This window comes from Paenibacillus sp. 1-18 (genome assembly GCF_000520755.1).
Classification (GTDB): Bacteria; Bacillota; Bacilli; order Paenibacillales; family Paenibacillaceae; genus Paenibacillus; species Paenibacillus brasilensis.
In genome coordinates, this window is record NZ_ASSB01000311.1 from 1 (window position 1) to 24,638 (window position 24,638).

18 protein-coding genes and 5 pseudogenes are annotated in these 24,638 nt (G+C 43.6%); 6 read left to right on the forward strand and 17 right to left on the reverse strand.

Annotated elements, in window-relative coordinates:
• Nucleotides 1-342: cupin domain-containing protein (locus tag L693_RS0119600; RefSeq protein WP_025719290.1), on the reverse strand; the 342-nt coding region annotated here is incomplete at its 3' end.
• Between the two features lie 166 nt (nt 343-508).
• Nucleotides 509-871 carry a cupin domain-containing protein gene (locus tag L693_RS0119605; RefSeq protein WP_025719292.1) on the reverse strand — a complete coding sequence of 121 codons (363 nt, stop codon included), beginning with the start codon at nt 869-871 and terminating at the stop codon, nt 509-511.
• 224 nt (nt 872-1,095) lie between these two features.
• Here L693_RS0119605 and L693_RS0119610 point away from each other — a divergent pair, with 224 nt between their 5' ends.
• The gene (locus L693_RS0119610) at nt 1,096-1,959 is read left to right on the forward strand and encodes a LysR family transcriptional regulator (protein ID WP_025719293.1); all 864 of its coding nucleotides are present in this window, start codon (nt 1,096-1,098) and stop codon (nt 1,957-1,959) included.
• A gap of 83 nt (nt 1,960-2,042) precedes the next feature.
• On the opposite strand, the gene L693_RS30140 is transcribed toward L693_RS0119610, so the two are convergent.
• From L693_RS30140 to L693_RS0119625, 4 genes and pseudogenes are all read right to left on the reverse strand, one after another.
• Complete coding sequence (locus tag L693_RS30140; RefSeq protein WP_231503706.1) at nt 2,043-2,204, reverse strand: hypothetical protein; 162 nt, start codon at nt 2,202-2,204, stop codon at nt 2,043-2,045.
• A 98-nt stretch (nt 2,205-2,302) separates the two neighbouring features.
• On the reverse strand, nt 2,303-2,794 hold the full coding sequence (locus L693_RS28315; protein WP_231503707.1) for a TetR-like C-terminal domain-containing protein: 492 nt from the start codon (nt 2,792-2,794) through the stop codon (nt 2,303-2,305).
• A gap of 429 nt (nt 2,795-3,223) precedes the next feature.
• Nucleotides 3,224-3,340: pseudogene (locus L693_RS31600) on the reverse strand (amidohydrolase family protein); the annotation flags it as partial.
• 39 nt (nt 3,341-3,379) lie between these two features.
• Complete coding sequence (locus tag L693_RS0119625) at nt 3,380-4,531, reverse strand: epoxide hydrolase family protein (protein ID WP_025719295.1); 1,152 nt, start codon at nt 4,529-4,531, stop codon at nt 3,380-3,382.
• 107 nt (nt 4,532-4,638) lie between these two features.
• Between L693_RS0119625 and L693_RS0119630 the strand changes: the two genes are divergently transcribed.
• Both L693_RS0119630 and L693_RS0119635 read left to right on the forward strand, forming a co-directional pair.
• Nucleotides 4,639-5,493 (forward strand): helix-turn-helix domain-containing protein, encoded by an 855-nt coding sequence (locus L693_RS0119630; protein ID WP_014281559.1) that lies wholly within the window; start codon nt 4,639-4,641, stop codon nt 5,491-5,493.
• A gap of 709 nt (nt 5,494-6,202) precedes the next feature.
• Nucleotides 6,203-8,128 (forward strand): endonuclease MutS2, encoded by a 1,926-nt coding sequence (locus tag L693_RS0119635; RefSeq protein ID WP_025719297.1) that lies wholly within the window; start codon nt 6,203-6,205, stop codon nt 8,126-8,128.
• A gap of 170 nt (nt 8,129-8,298) precedes the next feature.
• On the opposite strand, the gene L693_RS0119640 is transcribed toward L693_RS0119635, so the two are convergent.
• The 3 genes from L693_RS0119640 to L693_RS0119655 form a co-directional block, all read right to left on the reverse strand.
• Nucleotides 8,299-9,201, reverse strand: a complete 903-nt coding sequence (locus tag L693_RS0119640) for an ROK family protein (protein ID WP_025719299.1) — start codon at nt 9,199-9,201, stop codon at nt 8,299-8,301.
• 870 nt (nt 9,202-10,071) lie between these two features.
• Nucleotides 10,072-12,666 carry a phosphoenolpyruvate synthase gene (ppsA, locus tag L693_RS0119650; RefSeq protein WP_025719302.1) on the reverse strand — a complete coding sequence of 865 codons (2,595 nt, stop codon included), beginning with the start codon at nt 12,664-12,666 and terminating at the stop codon, nt 10,072-10,074.
• A gap of 260 nt (nt 12,667-12,926) precedes the next feature.
• Nucleotides 12,927-13,877 (reverse strand): tyrosine-type recombinase/integrase, encoded by a 951-nt coding sequence (locus tag L693_RS0119655; protein ID WP_025719303.1) that lies wholly within the window; start codon nt 13,875-13,877, stop codon nt 12,927-12,929.
• Nucleotides 13,878-14,349: 472 nt separating this feature from the next.
• Between L693_RS0119655 and L693_RS30715 the strand changes: the two genes are divergently transcribed.
• Nucleotides 14,350-14,517 (forward strand): hypothetical protein, encoded by a 168-nt coding sequence (locus L693_RS30715; protein ID WP_007432475.1) that lies wholly within the window; start codon nt 14,350-14,352, stop codon nt 14,515-14,517.
• Between the two features lie 85 nt (nt 14,518-14,602).
• Here L693_RS30715 and L693_RS0119665 read toward each other — a convergent pair.
• Nucleotides 14,603-15,100 (reverse strand): annotated as a pseudogene (locus L693_RS0119665) (FecCD family ABC transporter permease); the annotation flags it as partial.
• A 216-nt stretch (nt 15,101-15,316) separates the two neighbouring features.
• Entirely contained in the window at nt 15,317-16,255 is a 939-nt protein-coding gene (locus tag L693_RS0119670; RefSeq protein ID WP_025719305.1) for a helix-turn-helix transcriptional regulator, read from the reverse strand.
• Between the two features lie 171 nt (nt 16,256-16,426).
• Between L693_RS0119670 and L693_RS0119675 the strand changes: the two are divergent.
• A pseudogene (locus L693_RS0119675) lies at nt 16,427-18,039 on the forward strand (CocE/NonD family hydrolase).
• 540 nt (nt 18,040-18,579) lie between these two features.
• On the opposite strand, the pseudogene L693_RS0119680 reads toward L693_RS0119675, so the two are convergent.
• From L693_RS0119680 to L693_RS0119695, 4 genes and pseudogenes are all read right to left on the reverse strand, one after another.
• A pseudogene (locus L693_RS0119680) lies at nt 18,580-19,017 on the reverse strand (helix-turn-helix domain-containing protein); the annotation flags it as partial.
• Between the two features lie 135 nt (nt 19,018-19,152).
• Nucleotides 19,153-19,554: pseudogene (rbsD, locus tag L693_RS0119685) on the reverse strand (D-ribose pyranase); the annotation flags it as partial.
• An 11-nt stretch (nt 19,555-19,565) separates the two neighbouring features.
• Entirely contained in the window at nt 19,566-20,444 is an 879-nt protein-coding gene (rbsK, locus tag L693_RS0119690) for a ribokinase (RefSeq protein WP_025719308.1), read from the reverse strand.
• Nucleotides 20,437-21,465 carry a LacI family DNA-binding transcriptional regulator gene (locus L693_RS0119695; RefSeq protein ID WP_025719310.1) on the reverse strand — a complete coding sequence of 343 codons (1,029 nt, stop codon included), beginning with the start codon at nt 21,463-21,465 and terminating at the stop codon, nt 20,437-20,439. The genes rbsK and L693_RS0119695 overlap by 8 nt, the downstream gene beginning before the upstream one ends.
• A gap of 216 nt (nt 21,466-21,681) precedes the next feature.
• Here L693_RS0119695 and L693_RS0119700 point away from each other — a divergent pair, with 216 nt between their 5' ends.
• Nucleotides 21,682-22,407: a DsbA family oxidoreductase gene (locus L693_RS0119700; RefSeq protein WP_025719311.1), complete on the forward strand. Its 726-nt coding sequence runs from the start codon at nt 21,682-21,684 to the stop codon at nt 22,405-22,407.
• A 61-nt stretch (nt 22,408-22,468) separates the two neighbouring features.
• Here L693_RS0119700 and L693_RS0119705 read toward each other — a convergent pair whose 3' ends face one another.
• Nucleotides 22,469-23,257, reverse strand: a complete 789-nt coding sequence (locus L693_RS0119705; RefSeq protein WP_025719313.1) for an SDR family oxidoreductase — start codon at nt 23,255-23,257, stop codon at nt 22,469-22,471.
• A 226-nt stretch (nt 23,258-23,483) separates the two neighbouring features.
• Nucleotides 23,484-24,464: a copper amine oxidase N-terminal domain-containing protein gene (locus L693_RS0119710; RefSeq protein ID WP_025719315.1), complete on the reverse strand. Its 981-nt coding sequence runs from the start codon at nt 24,462-24,464 to the stop codon at nt 23,484-23,486.
• Between the last annotated feature and the right edge of the window lie 174 nt (nt 24,465-24,638).

Here is a 24,638-nt window from a genome sequence, read left to right on the forward strand (position 1 = left end):
TGTTAATTCTGACTCAGTCTCGCCAGTGTTTACTACGCCCCTGGGCTCTACCAACATAATATGACATTCCTGGTTAGCGAAAGTTTTGTGTTCGACACCCCTTGGTACAATAAACATCTCTCCTTGGGAAATCTTTACTTGGCCATCGCGGAAATCAATGAACATCTCCCCTTCGAGCACGATAAACACCTCGTCGGTATCTTGATGATCGTGCCATACAAAATCCCTATCTATCTTGACCAATTTAAATTGATAGTCATTCATTTCTCCAATAACTTTCGGAGACCAGTGTTCTTTGAACTTAGATAATTTCTCATTCAGATTGATTGCTTGGTAATTAATATTAATCTCTCCTTTTTCTTGTTCAATCTACTTGGGCAATTAATTCTAGTCTGCTTCTATAAGGAGGTTTTAGACTATTGGTTCAACTAGCGTTTCCCATTAGTTTGAATCATTAGCTAAGGATCGAATCAAAATCAGTATAATTATTTCACTGATGAGCGTTTCATCAAATTCGTTGAGGAATCGAAACGGTTCGTTCATTCACCACATTTCCCGTGTTTAGAGTAGTTTTTGGTTCGATTAATAGTAAATGGACCTCTTCTTCAGCAAATGGCTGATGTTCAACTCCTTTAGGTATAATAACAAACTCCCCTTCGTTAACAGCTATTTCACCGTCTCTCAAACGGATTAGGAGTCTCCCTTTCCATACGAAGAACATTTCGTCCTCGTGATCATGGTGATGCCAAATGAATTCACCCTTGATCTTTGCCATTTTTACGTATGAATCGTTCAACTCTCCGCCAATTCTTGGATTCCAATAATCAATTATTTGCAAAAATTTATCTTGTACATTGACCTTCGAAATCATGAGATTCCCTCCTCATTATTGGTAACGTGTGCTGCATTTTGCCCTAGTTAGAATCTGCTTTTTCCCCATTCACTCCTCATTATCAGATAACGAGGTACTCAATCACTTGGTTTTGGTGTACATCCCTCTTATTCACTAAGTTTACATACTGCGATGCATCACGTAAAATTAAAAAATAGTGTATAGATAATCAAATTTTGTGATGCAAAAAGGAGAGAGTTGTTTTGGACATTAGATCTTTGGAGGTGTTTAAGGCAGTAGCAATTGAACAAAGCATTACAAAAGCTGCTGAGAAATTGAATTATGTACAGTCCAACGTTACTGCACGAATACAACGTCTTGAGCAAGAGTTGGGCGTTCCTCTGTTATATCGATATCATAAGAAGGTATCCTTAACGCCTGCAGGACGTGAACTGTTGCCGCATGTAAACAAGTTGCTTTACGATTTCGAGGAAGCGATTGAGGCAGTTAAGCTTTCTTCTGCCCCGCGGGGAACTTTGCGCATTGGAGCTATGGAGTCAACTGCCTCTACACGATTGCCATTGATTTTTACACAATACCACAAGAAATTTCCACAAGTAGAATTAAGCTTATATATGGCACCTACTGTAGATCAGGTTAGTACCATTCTCAAATATAAGGTGGACGGCGCATTTGTGGATGGGCCAATTCTTCATCCGGAAATTGTTGAATACCCTGTCTTTGAAGAATCTCTAGTTTTGATTACAAGCTACTCTCCGGAACCATTCCAATTAGAATTGATTTTACATGAACCATTGCTTTCGTCATTCGCGCATTGCATCTATTTGGGACGTTGGCAGCGATGGCTAGAGGACAATGGCCATGCTCCTATGAAGGTGATGGAGTATGGCACTCTAGAGGGTGTTCTTAAATGCGTTGAAAACGGGTTAGGAGTCACCGTCTTACCAATATCTATGGTTGAATCACGGATGCAGGAAAGACTTAACTGTCACCCATTACCGGAACCGTACGGAACAGTACCCACTGTGTTTATAAGACGTCGTGACTCGTACATGACCAGTGCTCTCTCACGATTTATGGAGCTGGTGGGCATAACTAATCTGTGATTTGTTGCTATTTACCAACTTAGAGTATTATTCGTAGGTATAATTAGTTGAATAGCGACGGATCTCTAAAGGAGAATCCGCCGCTAAAACATACTAAAAAAATCGGCGATAAAGTTCTCTCCGGCGCTCTCCGCGAAGCTGCGTGGTTGATGCTTTTTCATGCCCAGCATGCCTTGAATAAAATCTAACGGTGCTTCGTTATCAAGCTGCGCTCTTTCCCTTAATGTCTGACATGAGATCTTCAAATGGATTACATCCTCCTCCATCCATATCCGGCAACATAATCATTTAATTTCCGGCCACTCGGTACAATGGCTAGCTTCTTCTGGTAAGCGCCTGGTCATCATCGGTCCATTATATTTGGAGCTGTTTGCGGGTTTTTGAGGGCAGGCAGCAGAATGCCGTCGATTAGCGCTGTGAAGAAAAGCTTGTCAAACGGTTTACGCTGGATAAGTCCGCGAAAAGAAACCATTGAAGTAATAACCTGGCAAGCCATCTCAATGTCCGCGTGAGCAGGAATTTCACCGCGGTCGACGGCTCGGCTCATAAGCTTGCGGTTCACGACAACCCATGGCTCGAAAATCCCGGCTATTTCTGCTTCGGCAAATTCCGGATGCTGCAAAAAGGAGCCTAGGCCCGCTAGGACTCGAAATTTCCGTTCTTCCTCCGCGATCGATTGCGGCTTCAAAAGCACGAGGAGATCTTCGCGCAAGGTTCCTGTATCCGGCAAGCTTTCGAGCTCAAGATGACTAAATGGGGTTGCAGATGAAGGTGTGCCATTTCGCGACATCGCAAGTGTTATCGGTAAACACCTGAACGTGCCTGTAGTCAGCATTTTCACGTGAAGAGGCAGACGCCCACTTCGGCTTCCTCAGCACACTTGCAGTGCTCGATATCCCGAGATCAAGCGTTGCAACTCAGGAACTTCTGGGATGGCGACCTGTGCGACCTGCACTGATCCCCGACCTCAAATAGTCTCACTACTTCAACAACTGATTGGAATGCTTCCGTAAATCCTAGCCAAAGGTACGGGAGCATTTTTCTTTTTTTAAAATAACCTCCCTCCCATTATTGTATAGAAGGAATAAGGCTATTGTTGTGAATATTCTAGGTTTGGCGGAGCCAAACCTAATGGTGAAACGTATCTTTTCTCCGCCAAATAAAAGGCGCGGCATAACTGTCCATTAGTTGAGAAACGGCAGCCGATTGGGTGCCGTCGTGTTGTGCTATTGTTCTCCGTTAGATATCAGTGTGCATATTAAAATTATTTAAAATACCATTTAATAGCATTCAAAAAAAAGATTTTATCCGTAGCTTTTTCATCAAACAAACGCTGAATCCATTCGATGTTCGCATACTCAAAAGGTCTCTTCGCTTTTGAATAATTATTCTAAGGTATCTGCTCCATCAGAAACACTCACTATTCCACTCTATAAGGCTTGTAGAAGGCACGAATTTCTTGGGCTAAAAGCTCTGGCTCTTCCATGGCCGTAAAATGCCCACCACGAGCCATGTTAGTCCAGCGAGTTATATTTAAATTGCGTACTGCCCAGTCTTTTGGTGGTAATACTATATCTGCTGGGAATAATGCAACCCCAGTTGGTACTTTTATATAGCCTAATGGCGGCAGAGAATGTGAATTTTCGTAATACATCCGTGTTGACGACCCAATTGTGTTAGTAAGCCAATAAACCATGATATGCGTAATGAGTTCATCTTCGCTAAATCTTTGACGGAGGTCACCTCCACAATCACTCCAAGCTCGGAATTTCTCAATAATCCAACCGGCTAAGCCTACTGGTGAATCAGAAAGTCCATACGCAAGAGTCTGTGGACGTGTCGATTGTATCGACATATACCCTCCTTCTAGAGAAATCCATTCTAATGCTCTTTTCTTGTATTGAAGTTCTTCCTCTGAAAGTTTTACCTGCTCATGGGACGTAAGGAGATCTCTTATGATACCAATATCTGTTAGGTGAATCCCGAATAAAAGTTCAGGATGATTTGATGCCAGATATCTTGTAACTCCGGAACCTATATCCCCACCTGCTGCAGCAAACTTACCGTATCCTAATTCTTTTGTCATTAATTTAGCCCACATCTCGGAAACCTGATAATTGTTGACACCAGGATGGTCAGGAGAGCTAGAGAACCCGAAACCAGGTAATGAAGGGACAATGACATCGAAAGAATCCTTAGGATCACCTCCATAGCTAGCTGGATCTGTAAGAAGAGGAATAATTTTCTGATATCTAAGGTAACTATCTGGCCATCCGTGGGTTAGAATAATGGGTATGGGATTGGGACCCTTGCCGCACTCATGAACAAAGTGCACATCAATTCCATTGATGTGGCAGCAAAACTGGGAAAAACGGTTTAACTGAGATTCATGTTCGCGCCAATCATACTGTTCCCGCCAATACGAAACAAGGGATTTTAAATAAGTTAAATCAGCACCTCGATCCCAGCCTGAGTTTTCCAATTGATCCGGCCAGCGGATGTGCTGTAATCTTCTCTTTAAATCAACAAGGACTTCATCTGCAATGTGAATATGAAAACGTTCAACAGACATTATATTTCTCCTCCTTTTTTGTGCACATCTTAATGATATCCCTTGAACTTCTGTGGTACTATGCTAAAAAAGAAGCATCTAACTATACTATTTGATAGGTGACCATTATGCCGCAGACCGACCGTTACAAAAAACGTTCAGTGAACATTGAATTTTTCGCCGTGGAGGACTTTAGTAACCTTCCTTATCCTCAACGTTTTACAATTATCTTAATTACTTCAGGAACCTTGAAAGGGATATTCAACGAGTTTCCCATAACTATTGTCGCTCCGGGTGTCCTTTGCTTGACTGAATATGATGTTATCCAAGTCAACGAGAAGGTTAGCGTAGCGGCGCAATCCTTTTGTTATGATTCCCAATTTCTCAACACCATAACACTGTCCGAAACGCAAGGTTATTTTCCAACTAGTCCGAGAATACAAACAGGTCTTTCGCTGTTTCAACGTGATCCTCTCTTTTTAAGCGTCCCCCATGTAACCGAAAAAGCATATCCGATTTTATTTGAATGGTTTTTTATACTTGGTATGGAAGTTCAGGCGCAAAGCGATTCAAACTGGGTATGCAGAATAAAAAAGTATCTTATACAAATTTTGGGGTTACTTGAGGATTTATGCCTGACCAGTGAACGGTCTCCTGTGGATTTAGCAATAGAATATATACAAACGAACTACTCAAGGAAGATTTCTTTGGAGGATTTGACGAATTGTGTCCATTTGAACCGTGTAACTCTCAATAAATTATTTAAAGAGAGATGCGGAAATACGGCAATAGGTTACATGCTTGAATATCGTTTGAAAGTTGCATGTGATCTTCTTACGCATACAGGTATGAAGCTGAATGAAATAGCGCACGCTACGGGATTCGAGTATGACACATACTTTATCAAGCAGTTTAAAGCTAAAAAAGGGATATCACCTACAAAATATAGGAATATCTCTCGTAAGTTTTCTAATGCTCAATAAAGGACTGAACAGATTAATATCTACGATGGATTCGCAGTATATACGAGTTCCATTCATCATTACAATTTTAATGATTATTATTCTCAATTAAAAGATAATAACTGCCCAGTTTTCATTAAGTTAACGTAATATATATTACGTATATTGTATTTCTTTGTTCTCATGATCACTTTTGTATCGAATTGAAGAAGTCGGCCTTGACTTCAATACCTGTCTGATCGTATAGTATGGATATATCTTCAATTAAGGGAGAGATTTTAATGTCGGTGAACGTTCTTAACTAAGCAATTGCATATTCAGGGAAGACCATCAGGCACCTTGTACCCTTCGGGGATAGGTTTGTTTGTTGCTGTTTTTTTACCCTGGTATTAGTTAAGAACATGCGGATATCATAAATCGCCTTAGGGATTATTTACATTTAGGCCTTATTCCGTGCTGTGTTCAGCGCGGTTTTTTTGTTTTCAGGTTTTGTAACTTTCCTTTTATCCTTCCTTTATTCATAAGACGAATAGCTTACAAATGGGCTAATGCGTGAATAAATCGGAGGCTTGAATTTGGAATTACAACAGCTGAATTCTAGGCTTATTTGTCGATAATTTCCCTCTTTCCTTATGGGCGGAGAATGAACGATTTGTTCATTCTCCGCCCTTTTTTCTTTTGCAGCAAGGTTCCAAAAATCCTGAACAAACAACCAAAGGAGAGATTTCTCATGAATGAAACCACGATGCAGCGTTTGGAATACGACCGAATCAAAACAAGAGTCTCCGAATGCGCCTTTTCTTACCTTGGTAAGCAGCATGCCGCTTCCATGCTTCCCATTACAGATATTCGTACAATCAGGACTCGCCTAAATGAAACAAACGAGGCCTTGCAGTTAATACGCCACGGAGCAAGCGTCCCCATCCCATCGCTGGAAGGGATGGAATACATCCTCCACTTGTTGGGAACCGGCTATTTGTTCAGCGAGCGCGATTTTTCTCACATGGCTCAGTTTATAAGAAGTTGCAGCCAACTCATAAAATATATGAATTCCAAGGCAGATGTCGCTCCAACTGTCAGTGCCTATGCTTCCTCCATGTATGGTATGGAGCCTCTTTTGTCCGAAATCGAGAAATGTATTTATTCGGGACGAGTGACGGATATGGCCAGTAAAGAGCTGGCAAAAATCCGCAAAAAAATAACGGTTACTGAAGAACGCATAAAGAGGAAACTTGATTCTCTTATCAGCCGCCATCAATCCATCATGCAGGAAAATATGGTTAGTCAGCGCGGCGGCCGTTATGTGCTTCCAATCAAAAAAGAATTCCGTAAACAAGTAAAGGGCAGCGTCCTTGATGAATCAGGAAGCGGTCAAACGGTTTATGTTGAACCTGCTGAAATTGTTAGCCTGCAATTTGATCAGAGCGCGAACATGGCGGAAGAATCAAAAGAAGAAATGAAAGTGCTCGGAGAACTTACAGCCCTCGCCGAATCATACACTCGGGAGTTTAATATCAACACAGAAACGGTAGGTGTCCTGGATTTTTTATTGGCCAAGGCTAAATATGCCATGACTCTGGATGCTGTGCCTGTCGAGCTTAACCATGACGGGATAATAGATATCCATGGTGCTCGTCACCCGTTGATGGCGAATACCATGGTTCCGCTTGATTTTTCCATCGGCCAAGGCTATTCCTCGCTCATTATTACCGGTCCGAATACAGGCGGAAAAACGATGGCTCTCAAAAGCGTCGGCCTGTTAACGCTAATGGTACAATCCGGATTGCTCGTACCTGTTTTGGAAGGTAGCCGAATGGCTGTATTTGAGGAAATTGAGGTAGACATCGGGGACGGTCAAAGCATTGAACATGCGTTGAGCACCTTTTCAGCTCATATTCGCAACATGATCGGCATTTTGGAAACGGCGGGCAGCTCCACTCTGATTCTGATCGACGAAATGGCATCCGGTACCGATCCGGGAGAAGGCGTAGGACTCTCTATCGCGCTATTGGAGGAATTCCACCGTCGCCAGGCAACAGTTATAGCTACAACACACTTTAGCGAAATCAAGCATTTTGCCGAAAATACACCGGGATTCCAAAATGCTCGTATGGAGTTTGATACTGAAACACTGCAGCCCTTGTACCGCCTTCGAATCGGCGAGGCTGGAGAAAGCTATGCATACGCAATTGCCTTGAAACTGGGGATGTGGAATCGTATTATCGAGCGCTCTCAAGCCATTTCTGAAGGCAGTACGTCCCAGAATACACAGGAACCGTTTATTATGCCCCCTGCTCTTGATAAGGAAAAGCCAGTTGCTGCAAGTAAACCTTTCCCTAAAAAAGAGACTTTAAACCCTTCAGCCGCGCCATTTGCCCTTGGTGATAGTGTGTATGTAGGCTACCTGAATCGCACTGGAATTGTCTATAAAACAGAGGATGAACGGGGGAATGTAGGGATTTTGATCCAAGGACAAAAGCTGACCATAAATAAAAAAAGGCTCGTCCTTCACATCGCTGCTACTGAATTGTATCCTGCTGACTACGATCTGGACATTGTTTTAGAGACCAAAGAAAACCGCAAAAAACGGAAGCTTCTGGGACGCAAGCATGTTCAAGGATTGATTATTGAATCTCCTCCGGAAAATGAAATGTAAATACACTTGCAACTTTAATCAGCAAGCGGACACTTCGATAAGAGTAATCCATTTGCTGATTTTACTTGTTGTCATTTGCTTCCATTATGAGGACTCATAAATCCAAGACATTTAAATAACGTAATATTTATTATGTAAACTATTTGATGTCAAACAAGCTTAGATGCCAATCATTCAAGATGAAACGATTGCTTATAGTTAAATACAGCACCCAGCAAATTTGCTTCATTGCCAAATTTGCTTCGTTCAATATTTGCATCCACAACATTTAAGAACGAACGCATATATAGTTTCTCTAGCTCTTTCCTTATGGTAATGACTAGCAAAGGATTTGCAGATATGCCTCCCCCAATGACAAACTTTTCAGGGTCAAGAATCGCCTGCAAATTAATGATTTGTGTAGCAATGTTCCTACAGTATTCTTGAAAAATCTTTTGGACTGTGTGATCACCTTCTTCAATGAACTGGAATACCTTTTCACCTGTCATAGAATCTGCAGGAAGTCCTTTGGCTTTCGCAACAGTTTTAGTTAAAACAAAACTACTCCCTTGCATACCAAGCAGATAATCAACATTGTCTGCATGTTCGTTATTAGTTCTAATGAAAGAAAACTCCCCGGCCGATAAATGATGGCCTTTCAGCAATTTCCCTTGAGAGATGATTCCACCGCCCATCCCTGTTCCAACTACCAGAACAACACCATCGGTGACCCCTTGTAATGAACCACGCCATACTTCTCCGAGAGCAGCGCACTTTCCATCATTTTCAATCGCTACGGGTAAATGAAGCGCTTTCTCAAAAACTGCGATCATATTTATATCATTTATATACTTTAAAGAGCCTCCATGCACCATATGACCGCTGGCCGAATTCACAATACCTGGCATACTGACGGCTACACCTTCACATTCATCTATAAACTCATTATGAATTTGCTTCAAAGCTACAAGCAGGTCCTCAAGTGAGTCTAAGGGTGTCGCAACTTTACCTTTATTCATAAATTCACCTTGAAAATACAAACTGAATTTTATAAAAGAGCCACCAATATCAAAAACCAGTATTTTATTTTTCATGCTACGTATATTCCTTTCATAGTGGAGTTTGGAGTGCTTCTTTCAATAACACTAATTAATTTTAATTGTTTTGTAACTCCATCATTTTCTTTATCGTTAATAAGACATCGAAAGTGTTACTTATTCAAAAAAATACCATCCAGATCACTGAGCATAATAAAATCAGTGAGATCATAAGAGTGCCCCTCGCTTTCTCTTTTAAGTTATACATTAACTTTAATTGATGAAACGCGTTCCAAGTCAAGTTGTTATTTATCATTTATTTAAAGACAACAATGGGACGTTCTGACTCTTATGAAAAAGAACTCTTTTCAATCTCAGAACATGAATTTAATGCCAAGACTCTCCCGGAAAAATGGTCTAAAAAGGAAATACTTGGGCATCTGTGTGACTCCGCCTCGAATAACCATCGAAGATTTATAATCATTAAGCATTCAACATCCCCAGTAAAAATTGAATCATATGCACAAAATGATTGGGTTGCTGCCAATCAGTATCAGGACGCGTTCTCTCACATGGATGTCATACATCTTTGGAAGCTTTTAAATAAGCAAATCATACATGTGTTGAACTCCTGTACTTCACTCGATTTCGAGAAAAGCTTTCAAAAAGAGGATCAATCCACCGAAACACTACAATGGCTCGATCATTGGTGTTATTTTTAAGTTAGGGTGCAATTTTTTGCTGATACCATCCATAAACACATGGATAAAAATGCAAGAACTCTCCTCGTCTGGAGAGTTCTTTTTATAAGTGATAAATGTACCAATTGCAGCCCGTTTGTTAAAGGGTAACCGTGCTTTTATCCATGACAGATTGCATTTAGTGCCGTCCATTATGACAGAGGTTCTTACTTGACGTATTCAGCCATTACAATATTTCAATATACCCTTCTGTTCCATTCACGCGAATTCGTTGCCCGTCTTTGATCAGTCTGGTGGCATTTTCCACTCCGACAACTGCCGGCAAGCCATATTCACGCGCGATAACCGCTCCATGGGTCATCAGTCCGCCAACCTCGGTGACTAGACCTTTAATGGATACAAATAATGGTGTCCAGCCAGGGTCAGTAAAGGAGGTGACTAATATATCTCCATCTTCCAGATCGGCATTTTCCATGTTTAAGATGACACGTGCCCGTCCCTCTATAACTCCAGAAGAAACAGGCAGACCTACAATAGCTTCGGCTGGGAGATTTTCTCGTTTGTACTCACCTGTAATGATTTCACCATCAGACGTGATAACGCGTGGTAGAGTTAGTTTTTCAAAAAAATTGTAATCGTCTTTTCGTTTGCTAATGATCTGGTAATCCAGTTTATTTGTGCGTACGACTTCGTGAAATTCCTCAAAAGTGAGATAGTACACGTCTTCTTTGTCATGGATAACGCCCGCTTGTGCAAGTTGTTCGGCTTCTTTCAGTAGAGCCTGCCTATACACGAAGTAGCGATTAATATAGCCGTATTTTGGATATTCCCGATAACCGATGAAATTCCGGATGAGGTCGATCATTCGTTTGGCTTCTTTGGCTTTTTGTTCACCATCCGGCAATTGCTTCAATCGATCTAATAACTCTTGTTCTTTTGCCAAAGCTTCCTGTCGCCCTTGCTCAAATTTCCGATTGCTTGCATTAGGCTCAAGGTTTTTGACGTTACCCAGAATCAACGGGACAAGTGTAATCGGTTTTTCGCTCCAACGAGTTCGAGTAATATCGATTTCTCCGGCACATCGCATTCCGTACTTGTTGAGATAAACATTGATCGCGTCCCTGGTTTCCTGTCCGCCATCAAACTTAAGCAGTTCATCCAGAAAGTTATCTTCTTTTGCATGCTGCAAACAATCAATCACTTCCGGATAAGGGCGAATCACATCTGCGACATCCAATAGCCCCAGACCCATTTCCGAAGTAATATTGTGGGGTACAGATTGAGAAAGCGTATCTGCTGCGTTCTTTTCACCCAACCACTCGTTCATTTTCTCATTGATCCATGATGAAGCATTCATAGCAGCCATAAACACAGCCGTACTTTGTGGGTCAAATAAAATCTTCTTTAATTCCTGGATATCTTCCAGAATAAAATCAAATAAATCCGATCCTGATTTCGTTTGGATATTTTGTTTTAACTCTTCTATCGATGTTTGACTACGCTTAATCAAATCAGAAACGATTGTCGGATCGTTTTCGAATTGTGCCGGCGTATCTGTATTACTTCTGCTGGGAATCGGTGCTGTTTGATCATTTGGTAACAATTTTATAAAATCTCGCTCTGTTATGGTCATGAGTGCGCCTTGCGTGAGCGGATCGGATCCCAGGGTACTTAAAAAAGTTTCCCTTCTGACAGGTGAAGCCAGTATAGGTGCAACATCAACAAACAACCTCCCACCGGCTTTACGCATAGGTGCAGGAGTAATTAACAGGTAAAAAGACAATCCCAATGGTTTTATGGGATCTGTCATCATTTGTTGATGACCAACAGATAGATAGACGTGATTTTCTTGATCATTCGCTTCGGGGATCGGGTATAAAGTAGTAATTGGCCGACTCTGGACAATATAAAATTTATCATGGGCCAAACACCATTCGATATCTTGTGGGCAACCAAAATATGCTTCGATCTGTCTTCCGATGCGTGCCAGTTGTAAAATTTGTTGATCCGTAAGTGTTTGAGTCTTTTGCTGATCAGGATCGATCTGCCGAGTCTCTGTTCCGCCTTCTTTTAGTCCATAGATAGCCAATTTCTTAGTTGCTATCCTCTTATCGACGATCTCCCCTTCCTGTACTTTATAACTATCAGCAGATACCAAGCCAGAGACCAGCGCTTCTCCAAGTCCAAAACTGGCATCAATTGATAGCAGCTTTCGGTTGGAAGTAATCGGATCAGCGGTAAATAAAATCCCTGAAGCCTGTGGGAAAACCATCCTTTGAACGATAACAGATAAATAAACTTGACTGTGGTCAAATCCATTTTGCATACGGTAGATTACCGCGCGATCCGTAAATAGGGAAGCCCAACATTTGCTGATATGCTGCAAGATTGCTTCTTTGCCGATAATATTTAAATAGGTGTCTTGCTGACCAGCAAAAGAGGCATGTGGTAAATCTTCAGCAGTCGCACTAGAGCGCACTGCATAAGCATGTTCTTCACCAAACTGGGAAAGATAGTGAGTAACTGCTTTTACAACATCGGAAGGAATTTCTACTTCCATAATGATTTGTCGAATCTTCCTGCTGATTTCACCAATTTGATCTCGATCTTCTGCTTTTAGCATGGTTAGTCTGTCCAACAAAGCATGAACCGTTTCGTTTTGTTCGATGGCTTTTTGATATCCCACTGTTGTAACACAAAATCCTTCTGGTACTTCTATTCCTTGAATTTTTGATAATCTCCCTAAATTTAACCCTTTTCCGCCAACGAGCAAAAGCTGCGTTTTTTCAATTTCCTGAAAACCGAGAACCAAAGAACTCATTCAATATCTCTCCTAACCATTAAATTGAGAAAAAACATTTGACAAGAGTTTACCGGCATGATACAATCAAAATGTAAGATGTGTTACTTATGGAATCTTAAATTGATGCAGTAGTAAACCGATTATATCATTGTGTCTGTTCATGTGCAATATAAAAGAACCTGGTAAAACTGTCCAGGTTCTTTTTTTGATCTTCCACTACCTCGAATGGCTATGTCAGTATGTGCTTTATCACATGCACTCATGGTATATACTTACAACTATGCTGTTGGTATCTGAATATCCAGCTTATCCATCGCCTTTTCCTTCTCCCGATCCGTGACATGCGTATATACAGTCGTCGTCTGAATGGATGAGTGCCCTAACAACTCCTGCACCGTACGTAGATCGGCCCCCTTACGCAAAAGCATTGTCGCAAACGTATGCCGCAGTTTATGGCTGGAGTAGGCTACCCGACCCTGTGCACCTTTATCCTGTTGGAATCGCTCGAACGTTTCTGTTGCGATCTGCTGGATAGAGCGCACTGCCAGTCGGCGGCCTTTTTGCGATACGAACATAGCATCCTCCTTCCCTCTCCACGGCGTTAATCTTTCCTCCAATGCACGGTCTAAAATATCACATACAGCCTCCGGCATTGGAAGCGTACGCCACTTCCGTCCTTTTCCGAACACATCCAAAGTACGTCGTTCCCGGCTATAATCAGAGATATTCAATGAGTGAACCTCCCCTACCCGCAATCCCATATATACCATGAGCAGAAAAATAGCCATATTCCGATTAGCATATTTTCCTTCCACCGCAAGTAAAAATGGCCTGATTTCATTTTCATCCAGGTATACGGGCATTCGATTTTTTACTGTCTTTGCTTTTTTAATTCCCGATGCCGGATTTGTACTGCATAATTCAAACTCCTGCAGTGCTTTGAAAAAGCTGCTCACCGCTGCATGCTTGCGATTCCGGGTACTATCCCCAGCTCCTCCCTCCCGAGCTTTGGACAGATAGGACATAACGTGAATCTTTTTCACCTGATCGAGTGGTTTATCCCGCAACGTGCGTAAAAACTGCTTTACATCCCCCATATAATTTTTTTGCGTATGTATTGTATATCCCGCATCCTTCATCCAAATCAAAAAGGCTTCCAACTCCTCAGCATAAACTTCATCCGTTTCATCTACCGTGACCGACTCCATATGACGCAGCTCTTTTCTCACACCAGTGGCCTCCTTTTCCATTCATATTCTGAAATATGCTGTAAAACGTTCAATTTTGTCTGCTTTTTATCGACAATTCAATCGACATCTTATGCAACTAGGAGATGTAAAGTCGTTTTAAACCTAAACTGCGTATAATTTATATTATACGCAGTTATTTTGAGCACTTTTTAAGTATAAATAAAGCCCCTCCCCTTGTCTAGCGCTCCATTCAAAACTCTTTTTCATCAAATAAAAAAATAACCTAAGCGTCTGTTATCACCAGCATTAGGAAGCATATCTAAGAACCCCTGGGGTGAGTAGCCGTTGGCACGATAAGAGTGATGAGATAAAGCATTTTGCTGTCTTGCTCCGTTTTCCCTTGATCATCCAGCACGATATACTTAAAGAAGTCGAAAGCCAAGCTTATTTACAGCCTATGCTCATTCCAATGATATGGGTTTATCATGACAAAGGGAGTGTTCATTTATTTATGAGTACCGAAATGCTGGAACGTCGAAGTGAAATTCTAAAACGTAACATCCATCAGTTGCTGGTTCAGGAAAATCAACACGGCGTGACACGTCAAGAAAATTACACGTTGCACAAAATGATCAGAGAGCTGCATCAAACCTCTCATGCCTTGAACACTTCCCGTTGAGATGCAAGACTACTAAGGCACAAATGGAAAATAACCTTCAACTCCACTTTTCTTAGTGGTGTTGAAGGTTATTTGTTTCACAATGCTATCCCTTGGAGCGGCCCAGCAAATACAGGAAGTAGGGCGCACCAATAATGGCCACGATCAAGCCTGTCGGAATTTCTTTCTGCAAAGGTAAGGAGCGTGTGATCGTATCTGCTACGAGTACCAGGAGTGCTCCGACTAAAGCACGGGTTACCAGCAGCATTTTATGCTTCGGCCCCACCAGCTTTCTCGCCAAATGCGGAGCAACCAAACCAACAAAACCGATACCACCGCTAACTGACACACTGGAACTGGCCAGTCCAACTGCAGCAGCCAGGAGAAGAATACGCTCCTTTTCGATAGGGGTACCTAACCCGGATGCAGTCTGATCTCCCAGGTTAAGCACATTCATTACATTTGCCTTATAGTACGCGAACGGAAGCAGCACAATAAGCCAAGGCAACAGAGCCATGACAAATTTCCAGTTTGATCCCCATATGCTTCCAGCCAGCCAGCTTGCCACAAACGTGTAGCTTTCAGGTGTCAGCTTTAGAGTCATTTAAAATGGCCGAAAAAAATGCAGTAAACCCGGCCTATGATATGGGCCGGGTCGGAAATAAAGTTGTTTAACATCATTGAACTAACGTCTCCGTTAGTGAAGTGAATCAACTTTATGATCATCGTAATCGACAGGATGTAAGAGATACAATTATAGCTACCATCCTGCCTTCGTTCACTTGGCAGCTAGACTACAATTGCAAAGTCATTGCATGCCTTAGTAGCGACTTAACAGCTCGGAAAGTCTCTTCCTTATCGCTTCTTTCAATTCCTCCGGCTCATCCAGAATAACCTCATCTCCTAATCCAATGAAAAACTCCGCATAAAAGGAAAGATGGGCTTGGGACACAACCTTGTCAATAAAGCCGCTTCCGTCTGCATTCAATTGCAGAGAGAGCCAAATCTCTGCCTCGCAGTGTTGCACGCCTTTGCGACTCAGATAAGCCCGAAGGTGGATGGGATCTTTCACTAGCTCCTCTTCTTCTCGCCATGTAAGATGGATACCGCCAAGCTCAAGCGGCTCTATGCCTGATGTATCATAGACAGCTGATCGAATCCGGTCGCACCGGAACAATCGATAGCCTTGGCGCAGGAAGCAATACGCCAAGCAATACCAGTACCCTTGGTTAGCATAGAGCAAGACTGGTTGAATCTGACGGCTGCTTTCCCCTTTCTCATCCGATTCGTAATCGATAGCGAGTACCTTTTGCTCCACAGCGGCTTCCAGCACAATAGCCAGGTATGGAGCATCCCCCCGCCTTGTCGGTGCAATGAAATCGAGCCGGTCTTTCATGCTGTCGATGCGATTCCTGACATCTCCAGGCATATGCAAATAAAATTTTTTCAGCGCAGAAACCGACTCCGCTTCGAACGGCAGCGAGGAATAATGACGTAAGGCATGCACCGCAAAAAACATCGCCACCGCCTCCATTTCCGTAAATGCGATAGGCGGCAGAACCCTTTCTCTTACTACTTGATATCCCCCATGCGGGCCTACTTCCGAATACAGTGGAACCCCCAGCTCGCTCAATTCCTGCAGATCTCTCAAGATGGTGCGTGTGGACACCCCGAATTCATCGGCAAGCTCTCGAACCTTGAACTGCCGCTTTCGATTAACGGTCATCATCAGTTCCATCAGTCTTTTGGACTTGGGCAATTCAGATTTTGGCATATTAATTCCCCATCTTGTTTCAAATTAAAGTTCATGACAATCCCTGTCACCATTATTTCTTATTATAGTCTCAGAGGGCAATACCAAACTTTAAAAATGATGGAGGAATGACGAATGTCAACATATGACAAGAATCAAGAAGCCGAATTCGTACCAATGAGAGACGGAGTCAATCTGAACACGATTGTTACACTTCCGGAAGAGGGAAGCCCTTGGCCAGTCATTCTCAATCGTAATCCGTACCCGTTCATGCAGGCGGATTTTCTGGAGCAGGCAAAGTTCTGGGCTGGGCACGGATTTGCCTTCGTTCTGCAGGAATGCCGAGGCCGGGGGCAATCTGAAGGAGAATGGATTCCCTTTGTCCATGAGATAGAGGATGGGTTGGATACGCTCAATTGGGTGATCGAGCAATCTTGGTCGAACGACCGCATCGGCACTTACGGTTCCTCTTACTCGGGGATCCTTCAGTGGAGCATGGCCGAGCACCGCCTCCGGAAGTCAAAACGATGTTTATCGCCGTCGCCGGAATCGAGCGGTACAAACAACTTTACATGAACGGCATGTTTCGGCACGACCTCTTCACCGCTTGGGCGATTTGGAACGCCGGCTATGAACCGCTTTTGCCGCAAGATACGCTTTATCGGGAAGCGCTGTCCGTGAAACCTCACATCGAGATGGACCAACATCTGTTTGGACATACGCTGCCCTGGTATCGGGATTGGGTAACAGAGATCGATCCCGACAGACCTTTTTGGAATACCGGTTTTTGGGCCGATTTGAAAGAAGTTCCCTGTAAGACGAAGATTCCGGTCATGATCATTGAAGGATGGTTCGACCATAATCTCAATTCGTCCGTCCTGAGCTACAACAAACTTCCCGAATCCGTCCGATCGGAAAGTTGTTTTCTCATCGGGCCTTGGGTGCATACAGAAGATGTTGCCGGCGATCTGGATTATACGAATCATGAATTATGGGTGCCGAAGCAGCATCGAGCCGCTTTGCAGTGGTTTAATCATCATTTGAAAGGCGAGCCGTTCGAGAACGTTGATCTTAAGGGAAAGGTTCAAACTTATGTGATCGGGGAAGGACGTTGGAAAAGCTGGGACGGATGGATCAAAAACAATAGCGTTGCGCGATACGAACTGGCATGCACGCAGGGGCCCATTCATTGCTTGACGCTCGAAAAACCGTTTGCGGGAACTTCCGTTTCCTATGCATACGATCCTTCCAATCCCGTATCGACGAAGGGGGGAGCCGCTTTGATGAATTATTTGTCCCTGGCACCTGACGCTTGCAGGCCGGCCAGCGTCTATCAAGACGCGCCAGGTACGAGAACGGACGTCATTTCTTTCTTGTCGGAAGAACTGGAGGCCCCCTTGCAGATCTCTGGTCCAATTACAACGCATCTGACCGTAAGCTCGGATGCCGAGGATACTTCGTTCACGGTATGCATCATGGAGCAGTTTGCCGACGGTACCACGTGCAACATTCGCGATGGCATCACTAGCTTGCGTTTTCGCAATGACCGTACATCACCCTACACGCCAAACGAGATCGTAGAGATCGAAATCGAATTGTGGCCGATCCTCTGGACGCTCCGCAAAGGTTCGATATTGAGGGTTGACATCTCCTCATCCAATTTTCCGGCTTACCATGCGCACCCTAACATCGCCGGATCTTGGGCGCTTCAAGAAGAGATGAAAATCGCGAAGCAAACGATATATACTGGTGATATTCGTTCATCCTGGATTGAAATTCCGGTTCAATAGACCTATAGGCTGGAACTAACAACATCGCTGATCTGCCTGTTTCCGGCAAGACGTCCCGATCAGAATACAGCAATAGCGGATTCTTAATGCATGCTATTTGCCGTTTACCCCATCCTCCCTCATATTGGCAATTGGATGGTGTCATGTTTGCCTATTTGTATAATAAAACTAAAATAAGTCTCCATGCTCTCAAATCATGCATGGAGATTTGCCCTTTAAATCTGGCCTTGTTAGCCGCATCGGTTTTATATGGCTGTGGCTAGCCGCAAGGTACAAGTTGTACCTATATAAATTCACAATCGTGCTCTACTGCCCGTTAGCTTAGTGAAGATGGCCATTTTTAAACAAATTTATTATAAATTAAACAGCTTTATTCTCAGACAACAGAGTAGGTCCGAGTAAACGTTGAAATTGGTATCAATGGCGTAGATGATAAGGGCCAAAATCCTTAGAGTAAGAAAAAAAGCTAAGCCGGACAAATCCAAAGACTTAGCGTATATTTTCGTTAAAATGTTGGCAGTACCCTCTATTGTAAATTAATTCGACAAAAACCTTAAATATTGTAGCTGCCCTGAGATTGCGTTTTTGATCGTCTCCAACCTGAATCGTGAATATACGATAATGGCAGATTGCCAAACGTTCCGAATGTTGGTACTTCTCCACTTCAGCTACGCCCTCATAGAGCAGCAATTTGTCCAACTCCGCACAGCGATACAAAAATGGCTCGATCCGCCTCATATTCGGTTGTAAGTCGATGATGTAGTTATCTATAAACAAGTCGTAAAAGTGGCCTTCCGGTAAACCCATAGCCTCCGTAATTAGGTCAAGCTGGTTAACAGACATAGACTTATTTCCTGACACAATAGCACTTACTGCTCCCCGATTCATGCCTGCAATATGCCCGAATTGTATTAGGCTCAAACCCTCTTCTTTTAAGTATCTGTCTAATTCTGCCCGTATCGTAGGTGTTATTTCCATGAATAAATCACCCTTTCAACACAAAATCGTTATATGATGCATAGGTAAATAAATTATGTAATTGAGAAACAAGTAGCAAAATAGATTTGTTTTGTCGCTCAATAAAAGCAATCCCCTTGTGCTCTGCCTTCCTGGGGCTGGCAAAATACAATTGGCAAACGGCTTGGCTTCACCTGTGCCGATGATTGCCTTGGCATGCTGGGCCAGCTCCTTGAATTGTTCATGCGAGCAAAACTCAATGACGACAGCATGCTCTGTAATCTGCGGATTTTTTAGCCTCTCCCCAGCAAATGTGCGGGTAATATACTGTAATGCCTGTTCGTTTGCTTATTTGATTTCTTCGGCCAACGTCACCTTTTCGATCACCATATCTGCAGCGATGACATCAACAACGTCCTGAAAGAAGGGAACGCCTAGTTTAAGGGCCAAGTCAATTTGGGTAACGCCTTCAGGAACAGGTAAACCGGCATCGGCCACGACAATATAGTCCGTGTGGCCGAGATCCGATAGTACCTTGGATATATGACTGGATTCCATGTTTTTCCATATTATAATTGCTCCTCTACTTCTCGGCGGGTCGGCATACCACCCTGGGCCCCAAATTTGGTAACGGACAATGAAGCAGCACGATTAGCGAATTTCACACTGTCTGTCAACGATTTTCCTTCTGCCAGCGCCACCGCAAATGCTGCGTTGAATGTATCCCCAGCGCCTGTCGTATCAACTGCTTCTACTTTATAAGTGGGAACCACAATTTCTTGTTCACCGTCGAAGAACCGAACGCCATTACTGCCCTCCGTAACAAACAGCTTGTGCGGATATTTGCGCAACGCCTCTTGAAGACTCATATTCTTGAACATGATAGCAGCTTCATGCTCATTCGGCGTAATGTATGTCGCATTCTCAATCACGCTTTCTTCCACTTCACGAGCCGGAGCAGGATTGAGCAAGAACGGTATTTGGTACTTTGCACAAATTTCGCTTACATAAACAACCGTTTCCGCCGGTATTTCCTGTTGAACTAGCACCATATCAGAGCTTCGGATGGCATCGAGCGCTTCTTCCACATAGGCGGGTGTCACTTCATTATTCGCTGCTTTTACCACGACAATACTGTTATCGCCCTCAGCCAGCACAATATGTGCTGTGCCGCTTTCCATATGTGTAACCGGTTTCACATAGCCGATACGAACATGATTTTCTTCAAAGTTGCGTAAAATCTGTTGTCCAAAATGGTCATCCCCTACACGTCCAATCATCGTGACATCTGCTCCGAGCCGGGCTGCGGCTACCGCCTGATTGGCGCCTTTGCCCCCAGGGACGGTTGTAAAGCTTTCCCCCAACACGGTTTCCCCTGCACCGGGGCGTTTGGATGAAGTAACTACGAGATCCATTGAACTGCTTCCGATAATCGAAATTTTAGCCATGATAATCCACCTTTCTCGTCGTTTCCCGTTCAATGAATTTGACGGGCAACTGTATGCTTGAATGAGTAAGTATATTCGAATGAAGATTCGGTGTGCTTGACTTCGTTGCTTGCGATTGCTCAATCAGTTGAATCAGCAGACCTACTGCTTCCCAGCCCATTTCATAGGCAGGCTGACGGATCGTTGACAAAGGCGGGAATAACAAGCTGCTTAATGGTATATCATCAAACCCGATAATTTGAACATCATCCGGGATTTTCTTTCCTAATCGATGTGCCTCATGTATTACCGCTGTAGCTACAATATCGTTACTGGCAATAACTCCATCCGTATCCGGGTGCTTTCTGAACAGCTCTTTGGCCCATGACTCCGCATCTTTAAACGAAAAGGACGTTGTTTCGACGACATGATAAGTAATGTTCGATTGCTGAAGCTCTTCAACCGCCCCGCGAAAACGATCCTGCGCTGGACGAATATGTGTGGGGCCCTGCAAGACTGTAATTTGTTTGCTGCCACGGGCAACCATTTCCTGAGCTGCCAATCGACCGCCATAGGCTCCATCCGCATATACGGAGAGGCTGTCACTGGAAGTCCGATCGAGAAAAACGACAGGGATTTTCAGCTTGGCGTAGCAATCGGCGTCGGAATCATTGGTAGATGAAATGACACCAACAATATTATTTTGAACAAATGTGTCCATGTAGTCCAGTTCCTTTTGACGATCTTCATCACTATTGCCAAAAATAATCCGGAAGTCATTTTCCTGCATTCGATCCTCCACCCCGCGAGCTAGCAAGGGAAAGTAAGGATTCGTAATATCCGGCAGAAGCAGACCAATTAATCTGGATTTCTTTTTATACAAAGAACGAGCGACTTCGTTGGGCTTGTAATTCAGCTGCCTAACAGCTGCTTCAACCTTCCGGCGTGTGTCCTCATGCACATATCCGGTTTCATTAATAACTCTGGATACGGTCGCTACAGAAACACCCGCATAGCTGGTGACCTGCTTAATTGTTGTCATAGTTTAGTTTCAAGTCCAATATGTAACCGATTACATATTTAAAATTATCACAGCATTTATTTTTTTACAAGCATTAAATATTTGCACGTTAATTGCTTTGACCTTATAATCTTTATTGTAACCAATGAAGTTTCACCTTTTAAATACATTTTAAAAGTGAGCTGATCCATTTCAGGTTATTCAATAAAAAAAATGTAAACATGGAGGCTTTTCCTTATGAATATTGAAGTTTGGTCTGATTTTATGTGCCCGTTCTGTTATATCGGCAAACGCCGTTTGGAACAAGTGCTACAGCAATTTCCACACCGTGATGAGGTGAAGTTGACGTTTAAGAGCTTTGAGCTAAATCCTGATGCTGTAAGAGATAGTGGTAAAACGATTAATGAAGAGCTGTCTGCTAAATATGGCGTCAGTCTGCAAGAAGCACAAGCGATGAATGACCGGATGAACGAAAATGCACGCTCTGCGGGGTTGGAGTACAATATTCACGCGATGGTACCGACCAACTCTCTCGATGCTCACCGTTTGACACATTGGGCTCAAACACAGGGCAAAATGCTGGAGCTGAGCGAGCGTTTATTCCAGGCTGTCTTTATAGAAGGCCAGCATACCGGCGACCAAGAAGTGCTGACGACATTGGCTGCCGAGGTTGGTTTGGATCAGAATGAAGCCGCCGTCATATTGAATAGTGACCGCTTTACAAACGAAGTTAGAGCCGATGAAGCCGAGGGCGCTGAGTTGGGCGTTCGGGGTGTACCGTTTTTTGTGTTTGATCGGAAATTTGCCGTTTCGGGTGCTCAGTCAGATGAGGTGTTCCATGATGCTCTGCAAAAAGCATGGGCCGAGCGTTCTCCATTTACGATGGTAAGCGCAGGTTCCTCCGAAAATGATGCAGGCGGTGTATGTACCGACGACGGTTGTGAAATTCCTCGCCATAACTAAAGCTTCTAAAGAAGAGTACCGGCAGCAGGGCTAATCGGCTGTCAGTACGCTTCTTTAATTTTTATAACGATTTAATCATTCCACCATCGACAAGAATGGTACTGCCTGTCAAATAGGATGAAGCTGTGGACGCCAGAAAAGCGACGACTTTACCAAACTCCTCAGGCTCCCCATATCGTCCCAATGGAATGCCCTCTTCAGCTTGCTCGCGAACCTCATCCGCTGTTTGCTGGGTTTTCTCCGCTCGAAGCTCGTCCAAGCTACGGACGCGATCCGTTGCAATTCTCCCCGGTGCTACAGTATGTACCAGAATATTGTAAGGAGCTAATTCCATAGACAATGTCTTCGCCAGTCCAGCAACTCCAGTACGCAACGTATTCGAGATAATCAGGCCAGGAATCGGCTGCTTCACCGAAGAAGAGGCAATATTTAAAATTCTGCCGCTTTGCTGTTTTTTCATATATGGCAGGGCCTCGCGAATCAAACGGATATGACTAAGTAAATTTTGCTCAAAGGCCTGCATCCAAACTTCATCCGTAAAGTCATCAAAGGTTCCTGCAGGAGGCCCGCCCGCATTGTTAACCAAAATATCGACGGTACCATACAATTCCACTGTGCGCTGGATGGCTTTAGAAATATGATCTGGTTTCGTTACATCACAAACTACATATTCAACACGTCCACTCGCCGTTGCCTGTAATTCTGCCTGTGTCTGCTGAAGCTCTGCTTCGTTCCGTCCCGAAATCATGACATGCGCTCCTTCACGCGCCAGCTCCCGTGCGCTTGCCTTGCCAAGCCCTTTACTGGAGCCTGCGACAAAGGCAGCCTTTCCCGCTAAACCTAAATCCATCTATACCACTCCCTTTTTCTGTCATCTCTATTTAATTGTACACATGCCGGGCACGTAATGAGAGTATCCTTTCCTTACGAGCACCAAAATGCTATGATGCCGAACTACTTTCTCACGTAGTGGGAATGACGAAATCAATTCTTGATTCCAAGGTCAAATAGAAAAGGCTCTGACGATTTAGTCAAGAGCCTTTTCGCTTTTACAAAAACTTGTTGTTCACAGCACATTAAGGTGTTGATGTAGGCGTTGATAATGTTGGCTGCTCGTATACAACCACGGACTGGCTCTCAGGCTCCCATTTCACATTTGTCCCTAAGGCCTCACCGATTACCCTTACAGGCACCATTGTCGTCCCGTCCACGATGGATGCCGGCTGCTCGATTGAATACGGCTGATCGTTAATATATGCTTTGGCACTGTTAACAAATAATTTGACGGATACGCCGTTACGAGTTACAGTAACCGCCTTTTCCTTTGAATCCCAGGAGACCTTCGCATCCAGGGCTTCGGAGGCTGTTCTAAACGGAACAAGTGTGGTACCATTGCGATTAATCGGTTTGATATCGTATTCTTCACCGTTCACGAACAGCTTCATACCCGACTTCCGTCCAGCCTTCTTCGCGAATTCGCCCAGCTTTTTGTAGCTGTCCAGATTGGACACATCAGCTAGTACCGCCTCCTCCTGCATGTAAACGGCATCCGTTACATTTCCGTTTTCAGCCAGCAAATCAGCTGCCTCAGTCAGTGCTTTACCGGAATTCCGAATCAATTCAAGTTCAGCAACCTGCTCCTGTGTCAATCGGTCCGGGTATTTTGTAAGCAGCAGGTTCGCAATAACTGCGCCTGCCGGTTTGTCCTTCTTATTTTCTACCGCATTGAGCAGACCCTTGTATCCGTTGTGTCCCTTGTGACCGTTATGGCCTTTAGACTCCCCGTATGTGTCATACGTTACTGCAGTTACTGTAGTAAGTGCAGTTTCACCCTTTTTGCCGGCTGTTTCGTCCTTCCGTTTTTTGAATTGATCATTGTCTGAATCATGCGGTTTGATTACCTTTTCCGTACTCTTTTCATTCTCGTCTTTAAAGGACATCTTTGCTTCCCGTTTGCTCTCTTGATCATTTCCGCGTCCTGGCTTGGCCGCAGCGGTTCCCGCTGTTAATCCCAAGACCAATATGCACGCTAATAAGGCTGTCCAAGTGTTTCTCATGATGCGATTCCTCCTTATACTAAGACCGGGCTCAAATGTCCCTAGATGTATTAACGGCTTCTATAAGCTGATTTTTTATCTTTTCTTTAACTCATGTGTGAAACACCGTTAGAGCTGCAGTTCTGATTGCAAATCCACTATAAAATTTTTTATTATACGTCTAACCTAATTCCG

Bases quoted from the DNA above. Each gene is read 5' to 3' on its own strand.
- L693_RS0119605 (WP_025719292.1), bottom strand. From the start codon at position 871: ATGATTTCGAAGGTCAATGTACAAGATAAATTTTTGCAAATAATTGAT.
- L693_RS28315 (WP_231503707.1), bottom strand. From the start codon at position 2,794: ATGCTGACTACAGGCACGTTCAGGTGTTTACCGATAACACTTGCGATG.
- L693_RS0119625 (WP_025719295.1), bottom strand. From the start codon at position 4,531: ATGTCTGTTGAACGTTTTCATATTCACATTGCAGATGAAGTCCTTGTT.
- L693_RS0119630 (WP_014281559.1), top strand. From the start codon at position 4,639: ATGCCGCAGACCGACCGTTACAAAAAACGTTCAGTGAACATTGAATTT.
- L693_RS0119635 (WP_025719297.1), top strand. From the start codon at position 6,203: ATGAATGAAACCACGATGCAGCGTTTGGAATACGACCGAATCAAAACA.
- L693_RS0119640 (WP_025719299.1), bottom strand. From the start codon at position 9,201: ATGAAAAATAAAATACTGGTTTTTGATATTGGTGGCTCTTTTATAAAA.
- ppsA (WP_025719302.1), bottom strand. From the start codon at position 12,666: ATGAGTTCTTTGGTTCTCGGTTTTCAGGAAATTGAAAAAACGCAGCTT.
- L693_RS30715 (WP_007432475.1), top strand. From the start codon at position 14,350: ATGAGTACCGAAATGCTGGAACGTCGAAGTGAAATTCTAAAACGTAAC.
- rbsK (WP_025719308.1), bottom strand. From the start codon at position 20,444: ATGGCTAAAATTTCGATTATCGGAAGCAGTTCAATGGATCTCGTAGTT.
- L693_RS0119695 (WP_025719310.1), bottom strand. From the start codon at position 21,465: ATGACAACAATTAAGCAGGTCACCAGCTATGCGGGTGTTTCTGTAGCG.
- L693_RS0119700 (WP_025719311.1), top strand. From the start codon at position 21,682: ATGAATATTGAAGTTTGGTCTGATTTTATGTGCCCGTTCTGTTATATC.
- L693_RS0119705 (WP_025719313.1), bottom strand. From the start codon at position 23,257: ATGGATTTAGGTTTAGCGGGAAAGGCTGCCTTTGTCGCAGGCTCCAGT.
- L693_RS0119710 (WP_025719315.1), bottom strand. From the start codon at position 24,464: ATGAGAAACACTTGGACAGCCTTATTAGCGTGCATATTGGTCTTGGGA.